At 59.5% G+C, this 16,640-nt stretch carries 16 protein-coding genes and 1 pseudogene; 12 read left to right on the plus strand and 5 right to left on the minus strand.

What is annotated here, in order from left to right; translation table 11 throughout:
* Positions 1 to 112 precede the first annotated feature (112 nt).
* Positions 113 to 1,621 (minus strand): hypothetical protein, encoded by a 1,509-nt coding sequence (locus V8683_RS19980; RefSeq protein ID WP_411190414.1) that lies wholly within the window; start codon positions 1,619 to 1,621, stop codon positions 113 to 115.
* Positions 1,622 to 1,754: 133 nt separating this feature from the next.
* Positions 1,755 to 1,925: a rubredoxin gene (locus tag V8683_RS19985; RefSeq protein WP_008342674.1), complete on the minus strand. Its 171-nt coding sequence runs from the start codon at positions 1,923 to 1,925 to the stop codon at positions 1,755 to 1,757.
* A 264-nt stretch (positions 1,926 to 2,189) separates the two neighbouring features.
* Between V8683_RS19985 and V8683_RS19990 the strand changes: the two genes are divergently transcribed.
* Positions 2,190 to 3,065, plus strand: coding sequence for a hydroxymethylpyrimidine/phosphomethylpyrimidine kinase (locus tag V8683_RS19990; protein WP_411190415.1), 876 nt, complete (start codon positions 2,190 to 2,192; stop codon positions 3,063 to 3,065).
* Between the two features lie 148 nt (positions 3,066 to 3,213).
* On the opposite strand, the gene groL is transcribed toward V8683_RS19990, so the two are convergent.
* Together groL and groES are read right to left on the minus strand one after the other, a co-directional pair.
* Positions 3,214 to 4,854, minus strand: a complete 1,641-nt coding sequence (groL, locus tag V8683_RS19995; protein ID WP_411190416.1) for a chaperonin GroEL — start codon at positions 4,852 to 4,854, stop codon at positions 3,214 to 3,216.
* Positions 4,855 to 4,901: 47 nt separating this feature from the next.
* The gene (gene groES / locus V8683_RS20000; RefSeq protein ID WP_028202123.1) at positions 4,902 to 5,192 is read right to left on the minus strand and encodes a co-chaperone GroES; all 291 of its coding nucleotides are present in this window, start codon (positions 5,190 to 5,192) and stop codon (positions 4,902 to 4,904) included.
* A 764-nt stretch (positions 5,193 to 5,956) separates the two neighbouring features.
* On the opposite strand from groES, the gene V8683_RS20005 reads away from it, so the two are divergent.
* The 10 genes and pseudogenes from V8683_RS20005 to V8683_RS20050 all read left to right on the plus strand — a co-directional run bounded on the left by V8683_RS20005 (position 5,957) and on the right by V8683_RS20050 (position 14,365).
* A complete protein-coding gene (locus V8683_RS20005) occupies positions 5,957 to 6,808 on the plus strand; it encodes a TIGR04255 family protein (RefSeq protein ID WP_411190418.1) in 852 nt (283 codons plus the stop codon).
* A complete protein-coding gene (locus V8683_RS20010) occupies positions 6,805 to 7,461 on the plus strand; it encodes a hypothetical protein (protein WP_411190419.1) in 657 nt (218 codons plus the stop codon). Before V8683_RS20005 ends, V8683_RS20010 begins: the two co-directional genes overlap by 4 nt.
* Positions 7,462 to 7,469: 8 nt before the next feature.
* Complete coding sequence (locus tag V8683_RS20015; protein WP_411190420.1) at positions 7,470 to 8,198, plus strand: hypothetical protein; 729 nt, start codon at positions 7,470 to 7,472, stop codon at positions 8,196 to 8,198.
* Between the two features lie 418 nt (positions 8,199 to 8,616).
* Positions 8,617 to 9,039: a helix-turn-helix domain-containing protein gene (locus tag V8683_RS20020; RefSeq protein ID WP_411190421.1), complete on the plus strand. Its 423-nt coding sequence runs from the start codon at positions 8,617 to 8,619 to the stop codon at positions 9,037 to 9,039.
* 161 nt (positions 9,040 to 9,200) lie between these two features.
* Positions 9,201 to 9,836: a TnsA endonuclease N-terminal domain-containing protein gene (locus tag V8683_RS20025; RefSeq protein ID WP_411190422.1), complete on the plus strand. Its 636-nt coding sequence runs from the start codon at positions 9,201 to 9,203 to the stop codon at positions 9,834 to 9,836.
* A complete protein-coding gene (locus V8683_RS20030) occupies positions 9,814 to 11,787 on the plus strand; it encodes a Mu transposase C-terminal domain-containing protein (protein WP_411190423.1) in 1,974 nt (657 codons plus the stop codon). Before V8683_RS20025 ends, V8683_RS20030 begins: the two co-directional genes overlap by 23 nt.
* Positions 11,784 to 12,644 (plus strand): TniB family NTP-binding protein, encoded by an 861-nt coding sequence (locus V8683_RS20035; RefSeq protein ID WP_411190424.1) that lies wholly within the window; start codon positions 11,784 to 11,786, stop codon positions 12,642 to 12,644. The genes V8683_RS20030 and V8683_RS20035 overlap by 4 nt, the downstream gene beginning before the upstream one ends.
* A gap of 4 nt (positions 12,645 to 12,648) precedes the next feature.
* Positions 12,649 to 13,044, plus strand: a pseudogene (locus V8683_RS20040) (TniQ family protein); the annotation flags it as partial.
* 153 nt (positions 13,045 to 13,197) lie between these two features.
* Positions 13,198 to 13,614 carry a hypothetical protein gene (locus V8683_RS20045; protein ID WP_411190604.1) on the plus strand — a complete coding sequence of 139 codons (417 nt, stop codon included), beginning with the start codon at positions 13,198 to 13,200 and terminating at the stop codon, positions 13,612 to 13,614.
* An 88-nt stretch (positions 13,615 to 13,702) separates the two neighbouring features.
* Positions 13,703 to 14,365 (plus strand): TniQ family protein, encoded by a 663-nt coding sequence (locus V8683_RS20050; protein WP_411190596.1) that lies wholly within the window; start codon positions 13,703 to 13,705, stop codon positions 14,363 to 14,365.
* A gap of 321 nt (positions 14,366 to 14,686) precedes the next feature.
* Here the strand turns inward: V8683_RS20050 and V8683_RS20055 are convergent, their stop codons facing one another.
* Positions 14,687 to 16,120 (minus strand): hypothetical protein, encoded by a 1,434-nt coding sequence (locus V8683_RS20055; protein ID WP_411190425.1) that lies wholly within the window; start codon positions 16,118 to 16,120, stop codon positions 14,687 to 14,689.
* A gap of 216 nt (positions 16,121 to 16,336) precedes the next feature.
* Between V8683_RS20055 and V8683_RS20060 the strand changes: the two genes are divergently transcribed.
* On the plus strand, positions 16,337 to 16,640 hold a 304-nt coding region (locus V8683_RS20060; RefSeq protein WP_462880669.1), incomplete at its 3' end, for a P-loop NTPase family protein.

Consider the following 16,640-nt stretch of genomic DNA (forward strand, 5'->3'; position numbering starts at 1 on the left):
CTCACTCTAACATGCGGACCTCTTGCGTCCGCCCCGGCGATAGCCGAATCCGCACCGGGTGGCACCGGGTGGCATCAGGCAGCGATCGGGTCCGATATCCCGTCCAGGACAGCTAGTGCGGAAGAGGATCGGCCTCGCCCGCGGTGCCTGCCTGGCGTGACGGCGCAGCCGCAATCGCCTCGCCCAGCGCGCGCACCGCGCTCGTCGCGTCGGGCTGCGGCACCCCCGCTGCGATCTTGTGCAGCATAGCGCGCAGCGCTTCGCTCGCATGCTCGATGGCAGCGGCGTCCGGCGCCGCGACAGGACTCGCGGCTCGCTCGGCCTCACCCGCCTCTTGCGGCACCGCGTGCGCGGTGCGCCGCCACGCGAGGCCCAGCGCGTCCGCGAGCAAACCCACATGACCCAGCCCGAGCGCCCACGCTGCCGCGCCGAGGCGGTAGGCCGCCTCGGCCGCGAGCAGCGCCTGCGCGGCATCGCGCGGCGCACGCCTTGCGTGCGTACGCGCGTGCCCCTCCAGCTCGACCATCGAGGCATCGGCGGTCTGCAGGAAATCGTCGTACGCATTGGCGTTCACCGCGAGCGCGCCCAGCTGACGCGTGGGGGCAACGTGCGATGCCACGGCGTCGGCCTGCGCCGCCCCCACCTCCCAGAGCGCCTCGGAAGCCTGCGTGCCCGCCACGTGCCAATCCACTGTCACGCCGTAGTCATGCAGCAGTTCCACGTCGGCGGTATCTTCCGCGGCTGCGCCGAAGAGCGCGTAGTCGCGCCATAACAGCGCGAGCGTCGCCCGCACGAGCGATTGCGGCGCAACGCGCAGACCATGCGCGTGATCGCCCAGCAGCAGATTGCAGCGGGCGTAGAAACGCCGTGCCTCGTCGTCGCCCCAGACGGACGCGCCGCGGCGCAGCGCATGGGCACAGGCCAGCGCGAGGCGCCAGTAGTCGTAGGGGTCGGAGCTTGCGAGCTCGGCGAAACAGGTATTCATTTCGTCGAAGGCCGCACTCGCCCACGCGGCCGCGGCACGGTTGCCGCTGGCAAGCCGCGTCTTGAGCGCGGGCAATAGCGCCGCCTCGTAGCGGGCGCGCAGTTGGGCCAGCTTGTGGGCCGGTTGCGCGCGCAGCGTGGCAGCCGCAACCGGCCGGCCGAACAGCGCCACGTCCTCGTAATGCAGCGAGACGCCGGGCGTATGCTCGGCAAGCACGCCGAAGAGCGCATGTTGCTGCGCATACAGCGCGGGCGAGCAGCTCAACTCGCGCAGGTTGTGGCGTTCGAGCGCCGCCAGCAGATTCGCGGCCGCGTCCCGGAAGAGCAGGTGCACACCGGCGTCGGTATCGTCGTCGGGTGCGGGGCGTGGCAGTTGGCCGGGCGGGGTCACCACGCGCGCCGGCGCCACCATCGCGAGCGGCGAAGCGAGCAGCAAGGTATCGGCGAAGCGTGCCGCCGCGAGCCAGCCCGCGTCGCGCAGCGTACGCGCGGCGCGGCGCAGCGGCGTGGCCACGTCGCCGTGCGCGTCGAGCGCGGCGAGCACTTCGGCAAGCGCCGTCTGGGCGAGCGGCACCCGGCCGCCACGAGGATTGGGCAGCGCTTCGAAATGAGCGACGAACGTTGAACGAAGACTCATGAGCGAACGCCGAAATCGGTTGTGAACCTCGCGGTCGTAAACCTCGCGATTGCGAACCTGGCCCACGACCGTCGTGGGCGGGCGGACTGGGCACGAAACATGCCGCAGCCGCCCCCGACGCGCGGAAAGCGCGTCAGATCTGGACCATCTCGAAGTCTTCCTTGCGCGCGCCGCACTCGGGACAGGTCCAGTTGATCGGGACGTCCTCCCAGCGCGTGCCGGGGGCAATGCCCTCGTCCGGCAAACCGGCTTCTTCGTCGTAGATCCAGCCGCAGATCAGGCACATCCAGCTTCTATATTCCATTCTTATGCCGCGTCGAAAGGTCGAAAAATCGGTCAGAAAACAAGAGCCATGATGGTACCGTGTTGCCGATTGTGTGCCTAGCAACCGTGCCTCGGAATCGTCGTGTGTCAGGGGCGCGCTTTACGATGAGGCGTCGGAGCGGCGTGCCGCTACGCAAAAATCCCCGCTCCGCCCATGCCATCCGTCCCCAGACGTGCGGATAAGCCGCATAATTGGAGCGTCGGCGCGACTCGCGCCACGTGTAACTGCACACTCGCCACCTCCATGCCCAGCGACACCCCTCCCATCGTCCTTACTTTCGGCCTTTCCGATCCGACCGGCGGCGGCGGCCTGCAAGCCGACCTGCTCACGCTCGCCAGCATGGGCTGCCACGGCGTCAGCGTGCTCACCGGCTACACGGTACGCGACTCGGCGGGCTGCGACGAGGTGACCGGCCTCGACCCCGAAGTCGTCGCGACCCAGGCGCGCATGCTGCTGGAAGACATGCCGGTGGCCGCCTTCAAGGTAGGCGCGGCAACGCGCGCCGAAGTCGTGAGCGCGATCGCCGAAGTCGTGGCCGACTACGACGACATCCCGCTCATCCTCACGCCCGACTTCACGCTCGACGACGAGCACGTGCTGGCCGCCGACGAACTGCGCGAGACGATTGCCGATCTGCTCGCGCCGCAAACCACGCTCCTGATCGCCGACGCCGCGACGCTGCTTGCGCTGGCCCAGCCCGACAGCGACGCGGAAGCGCCCAGCCTCGACGCCGCGATCGCCCACCTGCTCTCGACCGGATGCGAGTACATCCTTGCGATGGAGACCGGCACGCATCGCCTCGTCAACACGCTCTACTGCGAGGACGGCCAGTTGCGCCAGGATCTGTGGGACCGCCCCGCGCAACCGCTGATGGGCCTTAACGATACGCTTGGCGCCGCCATCGCGGCGCTGCTCGCCAACGGCCAGGAACCGCCCGAAGCGGTGCGCGAGGCGCAGGAGTATCTCTATCAGGCCGCGCAGAGCGCGTTCAGGCCCGGGATGGGCGCGTGGATTCCGGACCGGTTCTTCTGGGCGCGGAGCAACGACAGCGAAGACGGCGAGAAGCCGTCGGGCGATGTGGGAGAGGCGCCACCGCCGGCTGGCGAGGCTCAGCACTGATTGGAACGTTGCGCCGCCGGTCCGCGGTCGGTAGCGCAAAATTCAGGCGTAAAAAAACCCGCATCTCTGCGGGTTTTTTGTCTGGGCAGGAAACACGCCTCGCAGCGTGTTTCCCTGCACTTCGATGTAATCGCGGCGCGAGCCGTTCTTACATGTCCATGCCCATGCCGCCCATGCCGCCGGGCATGCCGCCAGGCATCGGAGCATCTTCCTTCGGCACTTCTGCGACAGCGGCGTCCGTCGTCAGGAGCAGGCCTGCGACCGAAGCTGCGTTTTGCAGCGCGGTGCGCGTGACCTTCGTCGGGTCGACCACGCCGGCTTCCACCAGGTCGCCGTACTCGCCGGTCGCTGCGTTGTAGCCGTAGTTGCCGCTGCCAGCCGCAACCGCTGCCACGACGACCGAAGCTTCTTCGCCGCCGTTCGTGACGATCTGGCGCAGCGGCTCTTCCATGGCGCGCAGGACGATCTTGATACCGGCATCCTGGTCTGCGTTGGCGCCCTTCACGCTGGCGATTGCCGTGCGTGCGCGGATCAGCGCAACGCCGCCGCCGGGGACGATGCCTTCTTCAACGGCAGCGCGGGTGGCGTGCAGCGCGTCTTCCACGCGTGCCTTCTTTTCCTTCATTTCGACTTCGGTCGCAGCGCCAACCTTGATCACTGCCACGCCGCCTGCCAGCTTGGCAACGCGCTCTTGCAGCTTTTCACGGTCGTAGTCCGACGTCGCTTCTTCGATCTGCGTGCGGATTTGCTTGACGCGCGCTTCGATGTTCGCGGCCACGCCTGCGCCGTCGATGATCGTCGTGTTTTCCTTGCCCACTTCGATGCGCTTCGCTTGACCGAGTTCGTTCAGCGTTGCCTTTTCGAGCGTCAGGCCAGTTTCTTCAGCGATGACCTGGCCGCCGGTCAGGATCGCGATGTCTTCCAGCATGGCCTTGCGACGGTCGCCGAAGCCCGGAGCCTTGACGGCGACGGTCTTCAGGATGCCACGGATGTTGTTGACGACCAGCGTTGCCAGAGCTTCGCCTTCGACGTCTTCGGCGATGATCAGCAGCGGACGGCCAGCCTTCGCGACTTGTTCCAGAACCGGCAGCAGATCGCGGATGTTCGAGATCTTCTTGTCGAACAGCAGGACGAACGGGCTTTCCAGCACGGCGACTTGCTTGTCCGGGTTGTTGATGAAGTACGGCGAGAGGTAGCCGCGGTCGAACTGCATACCTTCGACCACTTCCAGCTCGTCTTGCAGCGACTTGCCGTCTTCGACGGTGATGACGCCTTCCTTGCCGACCTTGTCCATCGCTTCAGCGATACGGTCGCCGATCGACGAATCGCTATTCGCCGAGATCGAGCCGACTTGCGCGATTTCCTTGTTGGTCGTGCAGGGCTTGCTGATCTTGCGCAGTTCTTCGATTGCTGCGGCGACGGCCTTGTCGATGCCGCGCTTCAGGTCCATCGGGTTCATGCCCGATGCGACGTACTTCATGCCTTCGCGGACGATCGACTGGGCCAGAACCGTAGCCGTCGTCGTGCCGTCGCCGGCGTTGTCGCTGGTCTTGGAAGCCACTTCCTTGACCATTTGCGCGCCCATGTTCTGGAGCTTGTCCTTGAGCTCGATTTCCTTCGCGACCGAGACACCGTCCTTGGTGACCGTCGGGCCGCCGAACGAGCGCTCGAGGACCACGTTGCGGCCCTTCGGACCCAGCGTGACCTTCACAGCGTTGGCGAGAATGTTCACGCCTTCAACCATCTTGGAACGGGCGGAATCGCCGAACACGACGTCTTTAGCTGCCATCTTTTAACTCCTTGAATTCTGGGAAATTTCTCGGCGCGGCGATGAACTTACTTGTTCACCACGGCCATGATGTCTTCTTCGCGCATCACCAGCAGTTCGTTGCCGTCGACCTTGACGGTCTGGCCAGCGTACTTGCCGAACAGGACGCGATCGCCAACCTTCACGTCGAGCGCGATCAGGGCGCCCTTGTCGTCGCGCTTGCCCGGGCCGATGGCCAGGACTTCACCTTGATCCGGCTTTTCTGCCGCTGCGTCCGGGATCACGATGCCCGAAGCGGTCTTGGTTTCTTGATCCAGGCGCTTGACGATCACGCGATCATGCAAAGGACGAAGGTTCATGGATGGATCCTCTCTTGATTAGGACTTGAAGACAGTCAAGAACACCTGACTGGCGAGCGGGCCAGCCAGAGAATTGTTAGCACTCTCGTGCAGTGAGTGCTAATTATATGGACGAGGAGTGACAAATTCAAGAACGGGGGCGGATGGTCTTGGTATTGTCGAGATTCACTCAACCTGGAACTTTGTTCACTTAAGCTGGAACTCAACACCAAGAGGCAGCCCACGCAGAACTCCATTTCCCCCGAAAAAACAATGCCTTAACCCCCACACTTGCTATGGTGGGCGGTCAGCGTCCAAGAGGACGCACGTCGTTTTCCCAATGGACAAGACCGCCATGCACGCCAGGTAAGGCGGACGTCCCTGGGGGAAATCCCGATCTCTACCCAGAAAGTCCGACCCAAATATCTAGGAGGGAGGACTGGAGCCCAGCTTCCGCCTCTGGCATGGCAGAGATGCCCCAACGGCCGGCCGCGTACCGGCGCAGCAACGAACAGGCCACCCTGACCTCCGCATCCGCGCGCGGAAGGCCGTCACGGAGTAGCAGTCGGCAGGCGTGCTTCCGCGTACTTTTTGTTCCGCCGCACCGTAAGCAGGTTGTTTTCTGTCGCGATGGAGGCAATTTGCTCCAGATATGAATCCTGCGCCGAACAACCTTCGTGGAAGCCCCCAATCCCGTCCGTACAACCCCGAACAGCGTCGCTCCCGGCCTATGGTAAAGTCGATTCATACCATTCCGGTATCGATTCTCAAAACTAGCTGCAATCGTGACCAAACCTAGCTTCCAGCCCGTCGGCGGTGCACATGCCATTGAAATGATGGCGATCGGAATTGAGTGGGCAACTCCGCTCACTGAGACGCAACTCGGAGATCTGCAGAAGGTCTACGACAGCGCGCCCGAGATTCGCGACTTTCTTCCTAGTCATGCCCCGCTCCAAGGTTTTTCAATACAGCATGTCGCACAGTTCGATGCTGCGAAGCAACAGCCCCAGATAATTTCGCCGCCGCAGTTTGTGACACAAATTTCCGGCTTCGATATGAGTCAACTTGACTCGGCTGGAAAGGTTTCGTGGGTGACGTCGGTTCGCCCCCCGGTCTTATCCTGCACCTGCAGCGTCTACGACCGTTGGAAGAACGTCAAACCGAAGTCCCTCTCTATCCTGCAGCCGTTTATCGACGTGGTACTGAGCGCCGGTGTAAAAATCCGCGCCATTGGCTTGCAATATCAGGATGCTTTCCGTCTGCCAGATGGAATCTCTCAAGAGGTCTCCAAGGAACTTTTCCGTCAGGACGGACTTTGGCTTCCACGCCACGTATTTAACGAACCATCGTATTGGCACTGCCATCAGGGCTGGTTCTCAAAGGGTCCAACCGAACGTCGGATTCTGAACAACGTAACGACTGACATTTCTGACGTAAATGGCGCTTGCTTCGCCCGTCTCGGCGGCCAACATCGCGTCTTCTCTACGTCGTTTGACGCGAAAGACCCAATCGATATACAGGGATCTGACATTGACGAAATGCTTGACTTTCTGCATGAGCAAAACAAGCAGGTAATCAATGGCATCCTGAGTGATGTTGCACTTGAATCCATCGGTTGTTCTGTGGGGGACGCATGAGTGTCAATTTCGATCTACCAGACCCTGCCGGCTATTTCTACGGGACGCCGACAACTAGCTTGCTCCGTAGCGATCAAACGTCGACGAGCCAAACATCCGTTTTAGTTGTGAGCGAATATTTCGTCTCGCGCCTGCAGCCGACCGCAGAGTCATATGTCAACTATTTTCAGTCGCCACTTCAAGAGATCCAGATTCGACTGAATCAATGGCTCGCTGACTTAGGAAGCCAGACTCAACTGCAGTGCGAAGATTCAGCACTCTATGTCGCACCTGTAGCCAGGATTTCGCCTGAATTCTTCGACGGGTACAAGCCTTTCTTCAGGGCCATCGTTTTGTATCGCGCACATTTAGCAAATTCGGATGACGAAGATACGACGCCACCATCGGAGGCACAGATGAGCGCTGCCTACTTGGGGCTCGCAAACCTCATGCTTGCACTTGTGCCTGCGCCGTCCCCGATGCTGTTGGAGAACGGAACAATTGGAGGCTACTGGCGCCGCGGCAGGAGCTACGCAAGCATTGACTTCGAAGTTGATGGAGAGCACACCTGGGTCGAAACCGATGGGGAAGAACTAAGGTCTGGCACGTGGAAATCGCCAGAGGGGCCAATGCCATTAGCGTTGTTCAATGAATTAATCGCACTTGCGTCGTGAGTCTGCCGATGAGTTTTTACGATCTCGACACGTCGCCAGACACGACACGCGCAGAAAAATTAGTTGCCAAAGATGCGGATGGAAGCAAGCAGCACGAAAAAGTGTCTGAGCATGCCCCTAGTCACGTTGACGATGCAGAGCTTCTAGCACGGAGTCTAGAGTTCCCGTCTAAGTTTCTTGATGGAGGGGGATTGAATGACTCCCTATTCCAAGATGCGTACACTCATGGCGCGTCAGCGCAACGCCTACCAGAAGGTTGGGTAACGCACGAGGTATGCGTTCATAAACGGTTCGAGAACCGAGCGATAGCGCGCCGCGCGGGATCAGACGGAAAGCGGGCGAAACCCGATTTCACCTACATCGGGTCATTCCATATGACCGCAAGGGAATTGCGTGACACCCAATTGCCCGCTGAGCAGGTGAAACGAGTGCGAGTATATGATGCCGGTACTGATCCTGCGGATCCACTTCACGCCGAGATTATTGCGGACGCCACTGGTCTAGAAAAACTGCAGCGACACGAATTGCGGGTTCAACTGATGAATTTGGCGCAAAAGCGTGGCTTATACGTCTCTCCGTTTCTTAATGAAGAAGGGATGCGCAGGGCTACAAGCAGTCAGTGTGCGCTAGTGCAACCTTCAGAGCAAACTTTGACGACCGATGAGCAGGCAATAGTGAACGTTGCAAAAGCAAGTTCAGCTACCGCCTTACCCTCTTCTGGCGACATTGCCGCTTGATCCAAGTATGAAGTTCTAGCGCGGTAAAAGGAGGCGCGGGCGCTGCCTCGTCACTTGCGGAGGCTACCGACACGCCGACCGCCGTGCTCGCACTGTCCGATTGCTTATTCGCTGCGCTCAGCCCTCGGCTTGCCTGCGAACCTTCACATTCCGACGACGGCAGAATGACTAGGCTGCCGCGCTTGCCGGCGCGTCGGCAAACTAATACCAGAACGCAATCGCCGCACGCCCAAAGTGCATAACACCTTGTAACGCGCCTCACAGAATTAAACGACCTAACCAAATCGCAAATTTGCAATTTGCAAAGAAAATCCTCATTTTGATCTCAGCACAAGAATCAAAGAGAAATACATCTTGATAGGAAGAAAATATTTACCTACTCTACCAGCAGATTTCTGCACCCGAGCGAATAAACGATATGACACCGTTCTCGGTCGTACTCCGGACTCTGCGGGCTCGATTTGAACTTGGACAGGGACAGTTTGCAGAACGCCTTGGTTATCGCCAAGCGTACATATCGGCGCTCGAATGTGGCACAAAGCTACCAAAGGATCAGTCGCTAGTGCCAAAGATAGCGAGGTTACTAAATCTGGCACCTGATGAAGAAGCTAACCTTCAGCATGCCTTTGCTATCTCTCGCCGCTTTGACTTCCCACCTGCCGGAGCTCCGGTAGATTCCTACGCACTATGTGCCCAGCTATTCGAGATGCTTCCCATACTATCGCATGGGGACATCCGCTTCATCCGCGGTGTGCTTGACGGTGTTCGACAAGGAAAGGCACACAATTCTGCGTCAAAGCTGAATCGCGGCCCGGCAACCGCACAGGAGATGCCGATGTAGAAATAAAAACGCCGCCTAGCCCCTGAGGACGAGACGGCGTCGCGCGCATCTACAGATACACGCCCTAGCAAGCTCAGTATCGGTGCCGTTCGCGACCATGTCAAGTCCTCTTCAAGCTCTTCCCACGTCGGAAGCGGATATCTTTCGCTTGGAGAAAGACCATGCCTGGTGTCAGAAAGGTGGTCACGCGCTCGCCCTATCGACGCGTCGGCCTCGTCGCATGTCCCTGGTTTCAACCCACCGCCATCGAGTACGAGAGCCTGCTCGAGCGAGATTTCCTTCGTCTGGCCGTCCTCGATCTAGAAAATTCCGCCATATCCGCGCAGCCGTTTACCATGGACCTCGGAGAATTCGGCAACTACACGCCGGATTTCCTGCTAGACCAAAAGCACGGCAAAACCGTCGTCGAGGTAAAGCCGAGCGTACACGCAGCTAATCCCAAACACAGCGCGCGCCTCGAATACGCGGGTCTCGTCCTTGCTGACAAGGGCTATCGATTCCTGGTGGCGACGGAACAATACATCCACGCCGATAAACGTCACGAACGAGCTGGAATCCTGCTCCGCCACGCCCGCAGCCGCCTGCCTACTGGAATAACCATCGGCGTACTGGCAATTGCATTTCGCCATCGCAAAGGTATCGCGATCGACGAGTTATCTCGCGCTGCGGAAGTCCCCATATCAACGGTTCTTCACCTCATAGGCCGGCGGCAACTACGCGTAAGCCCATCGCTACATTTTGATGATGCCCAATTTGTATATCCGATCGGGGGCGATGATGGCTGTCTACATACTTGAACGAGGGCTCGTCCTGCGGTGCGGCAACGCTCAATGGCGGGTGCAGCGAGTCGTGGATGATCGGCATGTTCAACTCGAGCACGCCGAAACCGGCAAGATCCGCACCGAGACAATCGCGCGCCTTACCGCCGACATTACAGTCGGCAAATTCGAAGTCATACGCGACGCTGACGCACTCGGTGGTAAGGGCACGCTGGCCACCGAGCGCAACCTTGTCTGCGTGGCGTCGATCCCTGAACGCTATCAGCACGCGTATGCACGCGCAAATGACTACCTGCGTTATATGCGCCGCCGTGGAATCTCAAAGGGCCAGCGCTCGCGCATCACCGAAGCGATTGAGCACTTCGCCACGTCGATCCGGGACAATCAACCGCCCAGCACATCAACGGTCATGCGTTGGATGCGCTTGTTTGAGAGTAACGCCGGCAACCCGAGCTGCCTTGTCTCTGGGCACGTGCGCCGCAGACGACGGGAACGCATACCTCCCGCAGTTCGAAATGTAATCGAGAAGGTGCTTGCCCGATATTACTTTAGAAAAAGTGGATCGTCTCTGCGCCAAGTACACGATCGCGTCATTCAAGCGCTCAACGAGGAAGCCAAGGCAGGCCGAATGCCCCTCGGGGTTGCCAATGTAAGCTCATCGACCGTGCGTCGCATCGCGTACGAAGTGCCTCCATTTGATCGAGATCGCCTACGCCTCGGAACAGCCGAGGCTCGACATAAATGGCGATCGTCGAAGCCTGGGATCTACGCGACGCGCCCGCTCGAGCGCGTCGAAATGGACCACACGCTGCTCGACATCTGGGTGATCGATGATCGCTGGGGTATTCCCTTGGGACGGCCAACAATCACGTTTCTGGTTTGCGGCTACAGCAGCTATATCCTGGGCTTCTACATTTCGTTCGAAGGCGAAACGCTCGCCCGGATCTTGCAGAGCATAAAAATAGCAGTCCAGCCGAAAGATGCGATCACCACCGCTGCAAAGCTATCGAATCGATGGCACGCGATGGGGCTGTGGGAAACACTCGTTGTCGACAACGCCCTGTCGGTCCATTCAGACCGACTACGCCTCATCATGAACGAGTTGTGTTCCGATCTCGAGTATTGCCCCGTTCGTATGCCGTGGTTCAAACCGACGGTCGAGCGCAGCTTGGGAGAATTGACACGCCAGCTACCTGCGCACGGGCGGCCGCAAAAACCCGGGCGCCAGCCGGATCCGATTGATCCCGGCGTGACAGCGTGCATCACGTTTTCTGATCTGTGTCACGGCATATTGCAATGGGTGGTTGACGTCCATCCCTTCGAAATCAATCAGCGGAAGATGAGTCGTCCGGTTGATCTTTTTCTGGAGGGCCTGAATGCTTGCCCGGCGCCCGCTTTCGTCGACAACTATTCGAGCCTCGATGTCCTGGCAGGCCCGCGTAAAACGGTTGCCGTTCGGCATGACGGCATCGTCCACGAATGGCTGACCTATACCGGCGACGAGCTCGCGCAGATGCGGCGCGAAATGGGCACAAATTTTCGAGCGACAATGACCTACAACCCTTACGACCTCGGCTCGATCTTCGTACAACATCCCCACACTGGGGCATGGGTATCGGTGCAGGCAAAAGACCAGGAATATGCGACCGGCCTTTCCTCGACACAGCATCGACTAATTCGCGCCGCAGCGAAGCAGAGGCTGACGCTTGCAAATGCACCCGACCTGCTGCGCAAAGCCAGGCTCGAATTGCAAGATGGCTGGCTAGCAGCGTTTGCTTCGGGCAAGCGCATCAAGCGTGCACCCCGCGATTTCTCCCTGTTTCAGCAGGTCAGTGCCGTGTCGATCGCACCGGCATCGTCACCACATCGACGGCCTCCGCCACCTGAGAAGTTCGCCTCCGACGAGGAAACCATCGAACTGAAAAGACCCATTCCTTCGTTCGAAACGTTTTTGGAGGATGCGAAATGATCTACAGTGAACAAGCACTTGTGGTCGGCTCTCGCATTGCCGGTATTCGCGTCCATCACACGAGATTTAAGGAGGCTCTGGAGGGCATCGGTCGCGTTGTGCAGTTAGGCAACCACTTTCGTCATCCGGTCGGAGTCAGCATCATTGCACCCGCGGGCTCCGGCAAGACTCTTTTGATCGATTCCGTGCGAAGTAACATCTGCGAATGGACATTTCTGACACCCAACAGCGTGATCGTTGCTTCGCTTAAGGAGGCCCCAACTGTCAGCCAGATCCAGGAGGATCTGTTAGCAAATTTCAACTACGCCATACCGCCACGATCAAGGCCGAGGACCAATGCCGCATTGTTCAATGTCCTTGTCGACGCGATCGAACAGCACAATATCCGGCTGATCGCTCTAGACGAATTCCAGCACGTGTTTCTCGCCCGTAAGGTAGAGGTTCATGCAGCAATCATTGACTGGACCAAGCGGCTGATGTCTCGAACGGGGTGCCCGATTTTGCTATCGGGAACCGAAACGCTGAGATCGATAGAAAGGGCAGACCCACAACTCTCCACTCGAATACCGACAGTCATCACCCTCCCTGCCTTCGACAATGACGAGGACTGGCGAGGCATCCTCCAGGCGTTCGCATCCGCGGTGCCGGACATCGATCTATCGTCGCTGCGCACCGATTACGCCACCGCCATCTTCAAAGCCACCAAAGGCACCATGCGCTTGCTGAAATCCCTCATTATCGAGTCCTCGATGATCGCGATTGACAAGAGCGAGCGGGAGGTGACCCGGAGCCACTTGAGCTTGGCATTCCGTCGCGTGTTCGGCACTGACACTAGTTCGGCGAACCCGTTCGAGTAATGTGATGTTCGTCGAGGCAACCGTTCCATACCCGCGGCAAGACGAAATTGATGCCGATGAGGACGGCGTCGGCTTCGCTTTGCGGATGGCGACGCTCAATGGAATTACGTTCAACGAGCTCGCCCGGCGGCTGGCCTCGCCGGGCCATTTATACCTTCCCGCCAATTCCTCCGGCGCCATTGCGCTCATGTTCGGCTGCACGCCAGTGCGACTTCGCAGTGCCTTTGTCACTCGATACTTTCGCGGCGAGGCGCATGGAGCCCGCTTCCTTGGGCACGACTTTCTTCGCCCATACCATCTCCGGCAAACCCGGCCTCAGTTGTGCCCTGCTTGTATCCGGCAGCATGCGCGAACCCTTGCCGCATGGTCGGTCTGTCTCGTTACGGCATGCCCGACACACAAGTTGCGTCTGCTAGATCGGTGCATTTGCGGGCGCCCCGTTAGCTGGAGGCGTCCTTCGATCGACATCTGCGAGTGCGGCCGCCTTCTGACCGATGCGGATCAACCCGTCCAGCGCGGCGACCCGCGAGAACTAGCGGTCAGCAGTCAGATCATGTACCTCCTCGGCGTGGCTCATTTTCGCCTGCATCCGTTGGACGAAGCACTCAGCATGTTCGATGGCCTGTCGGTCGATACATTTGCGCGGCTACTTTGGATATTCGGTGCGGTCGACAGCAATGTGGGCCCTCGCGAATCACATGCAGCGAATCGATTGTTGTCTACGAATGAAGCCTCTGCACTTTGCTGTCGTGCTTACGACCAACTAATTCGAGTCATCGAGTCAAAAAGACACGCGACTGGTGCTGCCATACATCGCGCCGCGCTGGAAGCGCTCCGACTTGATTGCGGATCTCTTGCGGACGTTCAACTCGTCGAATCCATATGCTCTCGGCTGATTGGCAAACGCGTCTGCGACCGTAACCGCTCGCCGCGTCGCAACGAACGGCAGTTACTTCTATTCGACGAGTAAGATGAGTAAGAGGCCACCCAGCATCCTGCTCGCGCCCCTGCCATTCGACGACGAGTCCCCCGCTTCATGGATAATCCGCACCTGTCAGATGCACGCGGTCACATATCACGAGTTGCTCGGATACCTCGGGATACCCCGGCGCCGCGATCCCGATGTTCAGTTGCCAATCGATCATCTTTGCCGTATTGGAAGCAACACGCGCGTTGCTGAGAAACGCCTGCGTTCGCTTGGGAGCGTATTCAAGAGCGTCCGCGATTTTCCACGCGTGAAGACGCTCCTGAACTTTGACATCCACGGCGAGCCGAGCTATCGAGTATGCGCGTTATGCCTAGCGGACGATGAGGTCCCATATCTACGAATTCAATGGCGATTCAAGGACTGGAAGTATTGCCCCGTCCATCGCAATGCGCTCATGGAGCGCTGTCCGGAATGTGGCGTTTCTATCATCAGCACCAAGGTCAGTCTCGGCCACTCTCCCAACGGAGACCTATTGGACATATCACACTGCTACCTTTGCGGACACTCAAGAGCTCATAGTGGTGCAGCCTGCCCTTGTGCAACCATTGATGATCGAGAACTGGCAGTCCAGAATTTCCTGGTATCTGCAGTGTTGCACGGGCACTTCTTCATCGAAGGGTTCGCCAAGCGGTTCGACCTCGACTTCCTCCTATGGCTACGAGGAAATTATCAGTGGGATGGCCCGCGGGTTGCGCCGACAAACTCTGCAACGGCAGATGCCCGTGCGATATAGATCGCCGGTTGCTTTGCATCAGTAATGCAGAGTATATGACTGAGCATGGTCAGCCATCCGGAGAACCGACCGTTGCAGCCAGCCGCCTCCCCCTCAAGCCGCATGTATGCGACTGGCTCGAATAGCCGTTGCTGGACAGCCAGGACCGGCACTTCGCGACCCTTAGCCGCCGCTCGCACTTGTCCGACTGCAACGGCCGTTTCTGGAGTGCTGCCGCCACATCCGCACTTCGCCGAGCACTTACTTCCACAGTGCGCTCGAAGACCACACTCTGACCCAGCGTGTGGCTGACATCGGTTTCGACAGCGAATTCACCGACGCTTAACCGATGGTCGGCGGCGCTTGACGCAAAGGCCGATATTCGTGGTTGGGCGAGGCGTAGTCGATGTACTGATCAGCCGCGTTCGTCATCCGTAGCAATAGGCGCTGGAACAGCCCCCTCAGCAGCTTCATGTCCCGGATCGCAGCCACCTCCTGACCCTGCGGGATCGGCGTGCCATGGGCGGCTTTGTTCCGTCGGCGCCACGCGGCGTCCTCGTCATCGCCCAGCTCAAGGTTCAAGGCGGCCATCACGTCTTTCAGCCGCTGACGCTGATCAATGCCATTGAAGGTAGGCAGCTTATTCTTCAAGGCCATCTTCGCCTCAAGGCAGATGTTGCCGCCGTCGATGACGTCGCTGAGTGCAGTCTTGAGGATCTTCCATTCGTCTCGGGTGGCCCAGCCCTCTCGCACCTTTCCGGGGTTGGCTTTGGTGTAGGCACTCTGCAAGCCCTCGATCGCCGCGCCGAAGTGAGCGGGCGCGATGTGCGGAGTGGCGGCGCAGGCATGCCAGAAGGCCCAGTGCAGGTTCGCAAGATCTAGGGAGTCGAACGCCGTCACAAATGCCTGGATCGCCTGTGTCAGTTGTGGGGCGCCAAGCTCATTCAGGAAGCGGTCGCCGAGCGGCGCGAGCTGGAGAGTTTCAATGTCGAAGGCATGGCGGCGCAGGCTGTAGGCGCTCCGTGCGAGCGTGGACACGACGTTCCATTCGGCATCGTAGTGGGTTGTGCCGAGATCGACCAAGTACACGCCCATCGCGAAAGAAAGGCCTGTGCGGACCTTCTTTCGAAACTCGTCGTCTGGGGCGCCATCGTAGACGATGCACCCCGGCTTGATGGCGCCGGGGCGGTCTTCTCTGTCGAGCGCGCAAACGTAGAAGGTCGCGCCATCCACCGTCACCTTGGCAGAGTTCCACGAGGTGCTGGAACGGTCGGTATCGCTCGCGATAGTGATGCCGTCGTTCAGAGAAATTCTTCGAGTGGTGATGGTTCTGGTAACCACGCCGGAAGCCGCTGGCCAAACGTATGGGCTCGTGGGCAGGTTTTCGAGCCAGTCGATGACGTATGCCGCGGGCGCCCCGGACGGGTTGTTTGTCTTGGCGACATCGACCCGAGCCAGCTCCTTGAGGGGCTGCTCGGTCACACCGAGGGTCTGGCGATTCTGACTGTAGGGCATCAGCCCAAAGAATTCCCCTTCGAGACCACCCACGCTCCGGAGGAGCGCCCGCTCGTTCGTCAAACGAACCGTGCCTGGCGGCAGATTGATCGCCGCCGACGTCGCATTGGGGGCGGCCTCAGTCTCCAAGATAAGGTTCAGCTTTTCGTCCCGGCGGATCGAAAAGCTACGAATTGGCTGATGGAGTGGGCCGGGATCGGTGATCTCGAATAAGCCCTTGTTCAGGATTCGAAGGCATTCCTCGGTCAGGTCGCGCATCATCAGAAGAGCCGCCAGATATCAGTTATCGGCCGAAATAGCTTCATGGGCTGATCGGGCAATGCGAGGAGACTCTCCCGCTCATAGAAGCGACGAGCGCCCTCATCTTTCGCGTCGACGATAACAGCGAACGACGCAATTTCACTCCGTGCGGCGCGGTGGAGCGCATCCGGTGGCAAGAACCGGCCATATACTTCCAATTTAAACTTGGCTCAATTCATGAACACCGCCCCATATCGTCGTATCAACGTCGTCGGTGCTCCTGGATCAGGGTCCACGACACTGGGTCGTGCGCTATCGGTCCAGCTTGGCTTCGGCTTTGCGGATGCTGACAGCTTTTATTGGAAGCCGACCGTTCCACCGTTCAAAGAGAAATACGATCCCGAGGTGCGGCTGAAGATGCTTCTAGCCGAACTCACCTCATCGCATGCATCCATAGTCTCTGGCTCAGTGTGCGGCTGGGGCAGCTGTTACGGCTCGGGCTATTTGAGTTTGGGCGGGGGGTATTTGTCTCGCGTTCGTC

It is taken from the genome of Paraburkholderia sp. AV2 (genome assembly GCF_054968425.1).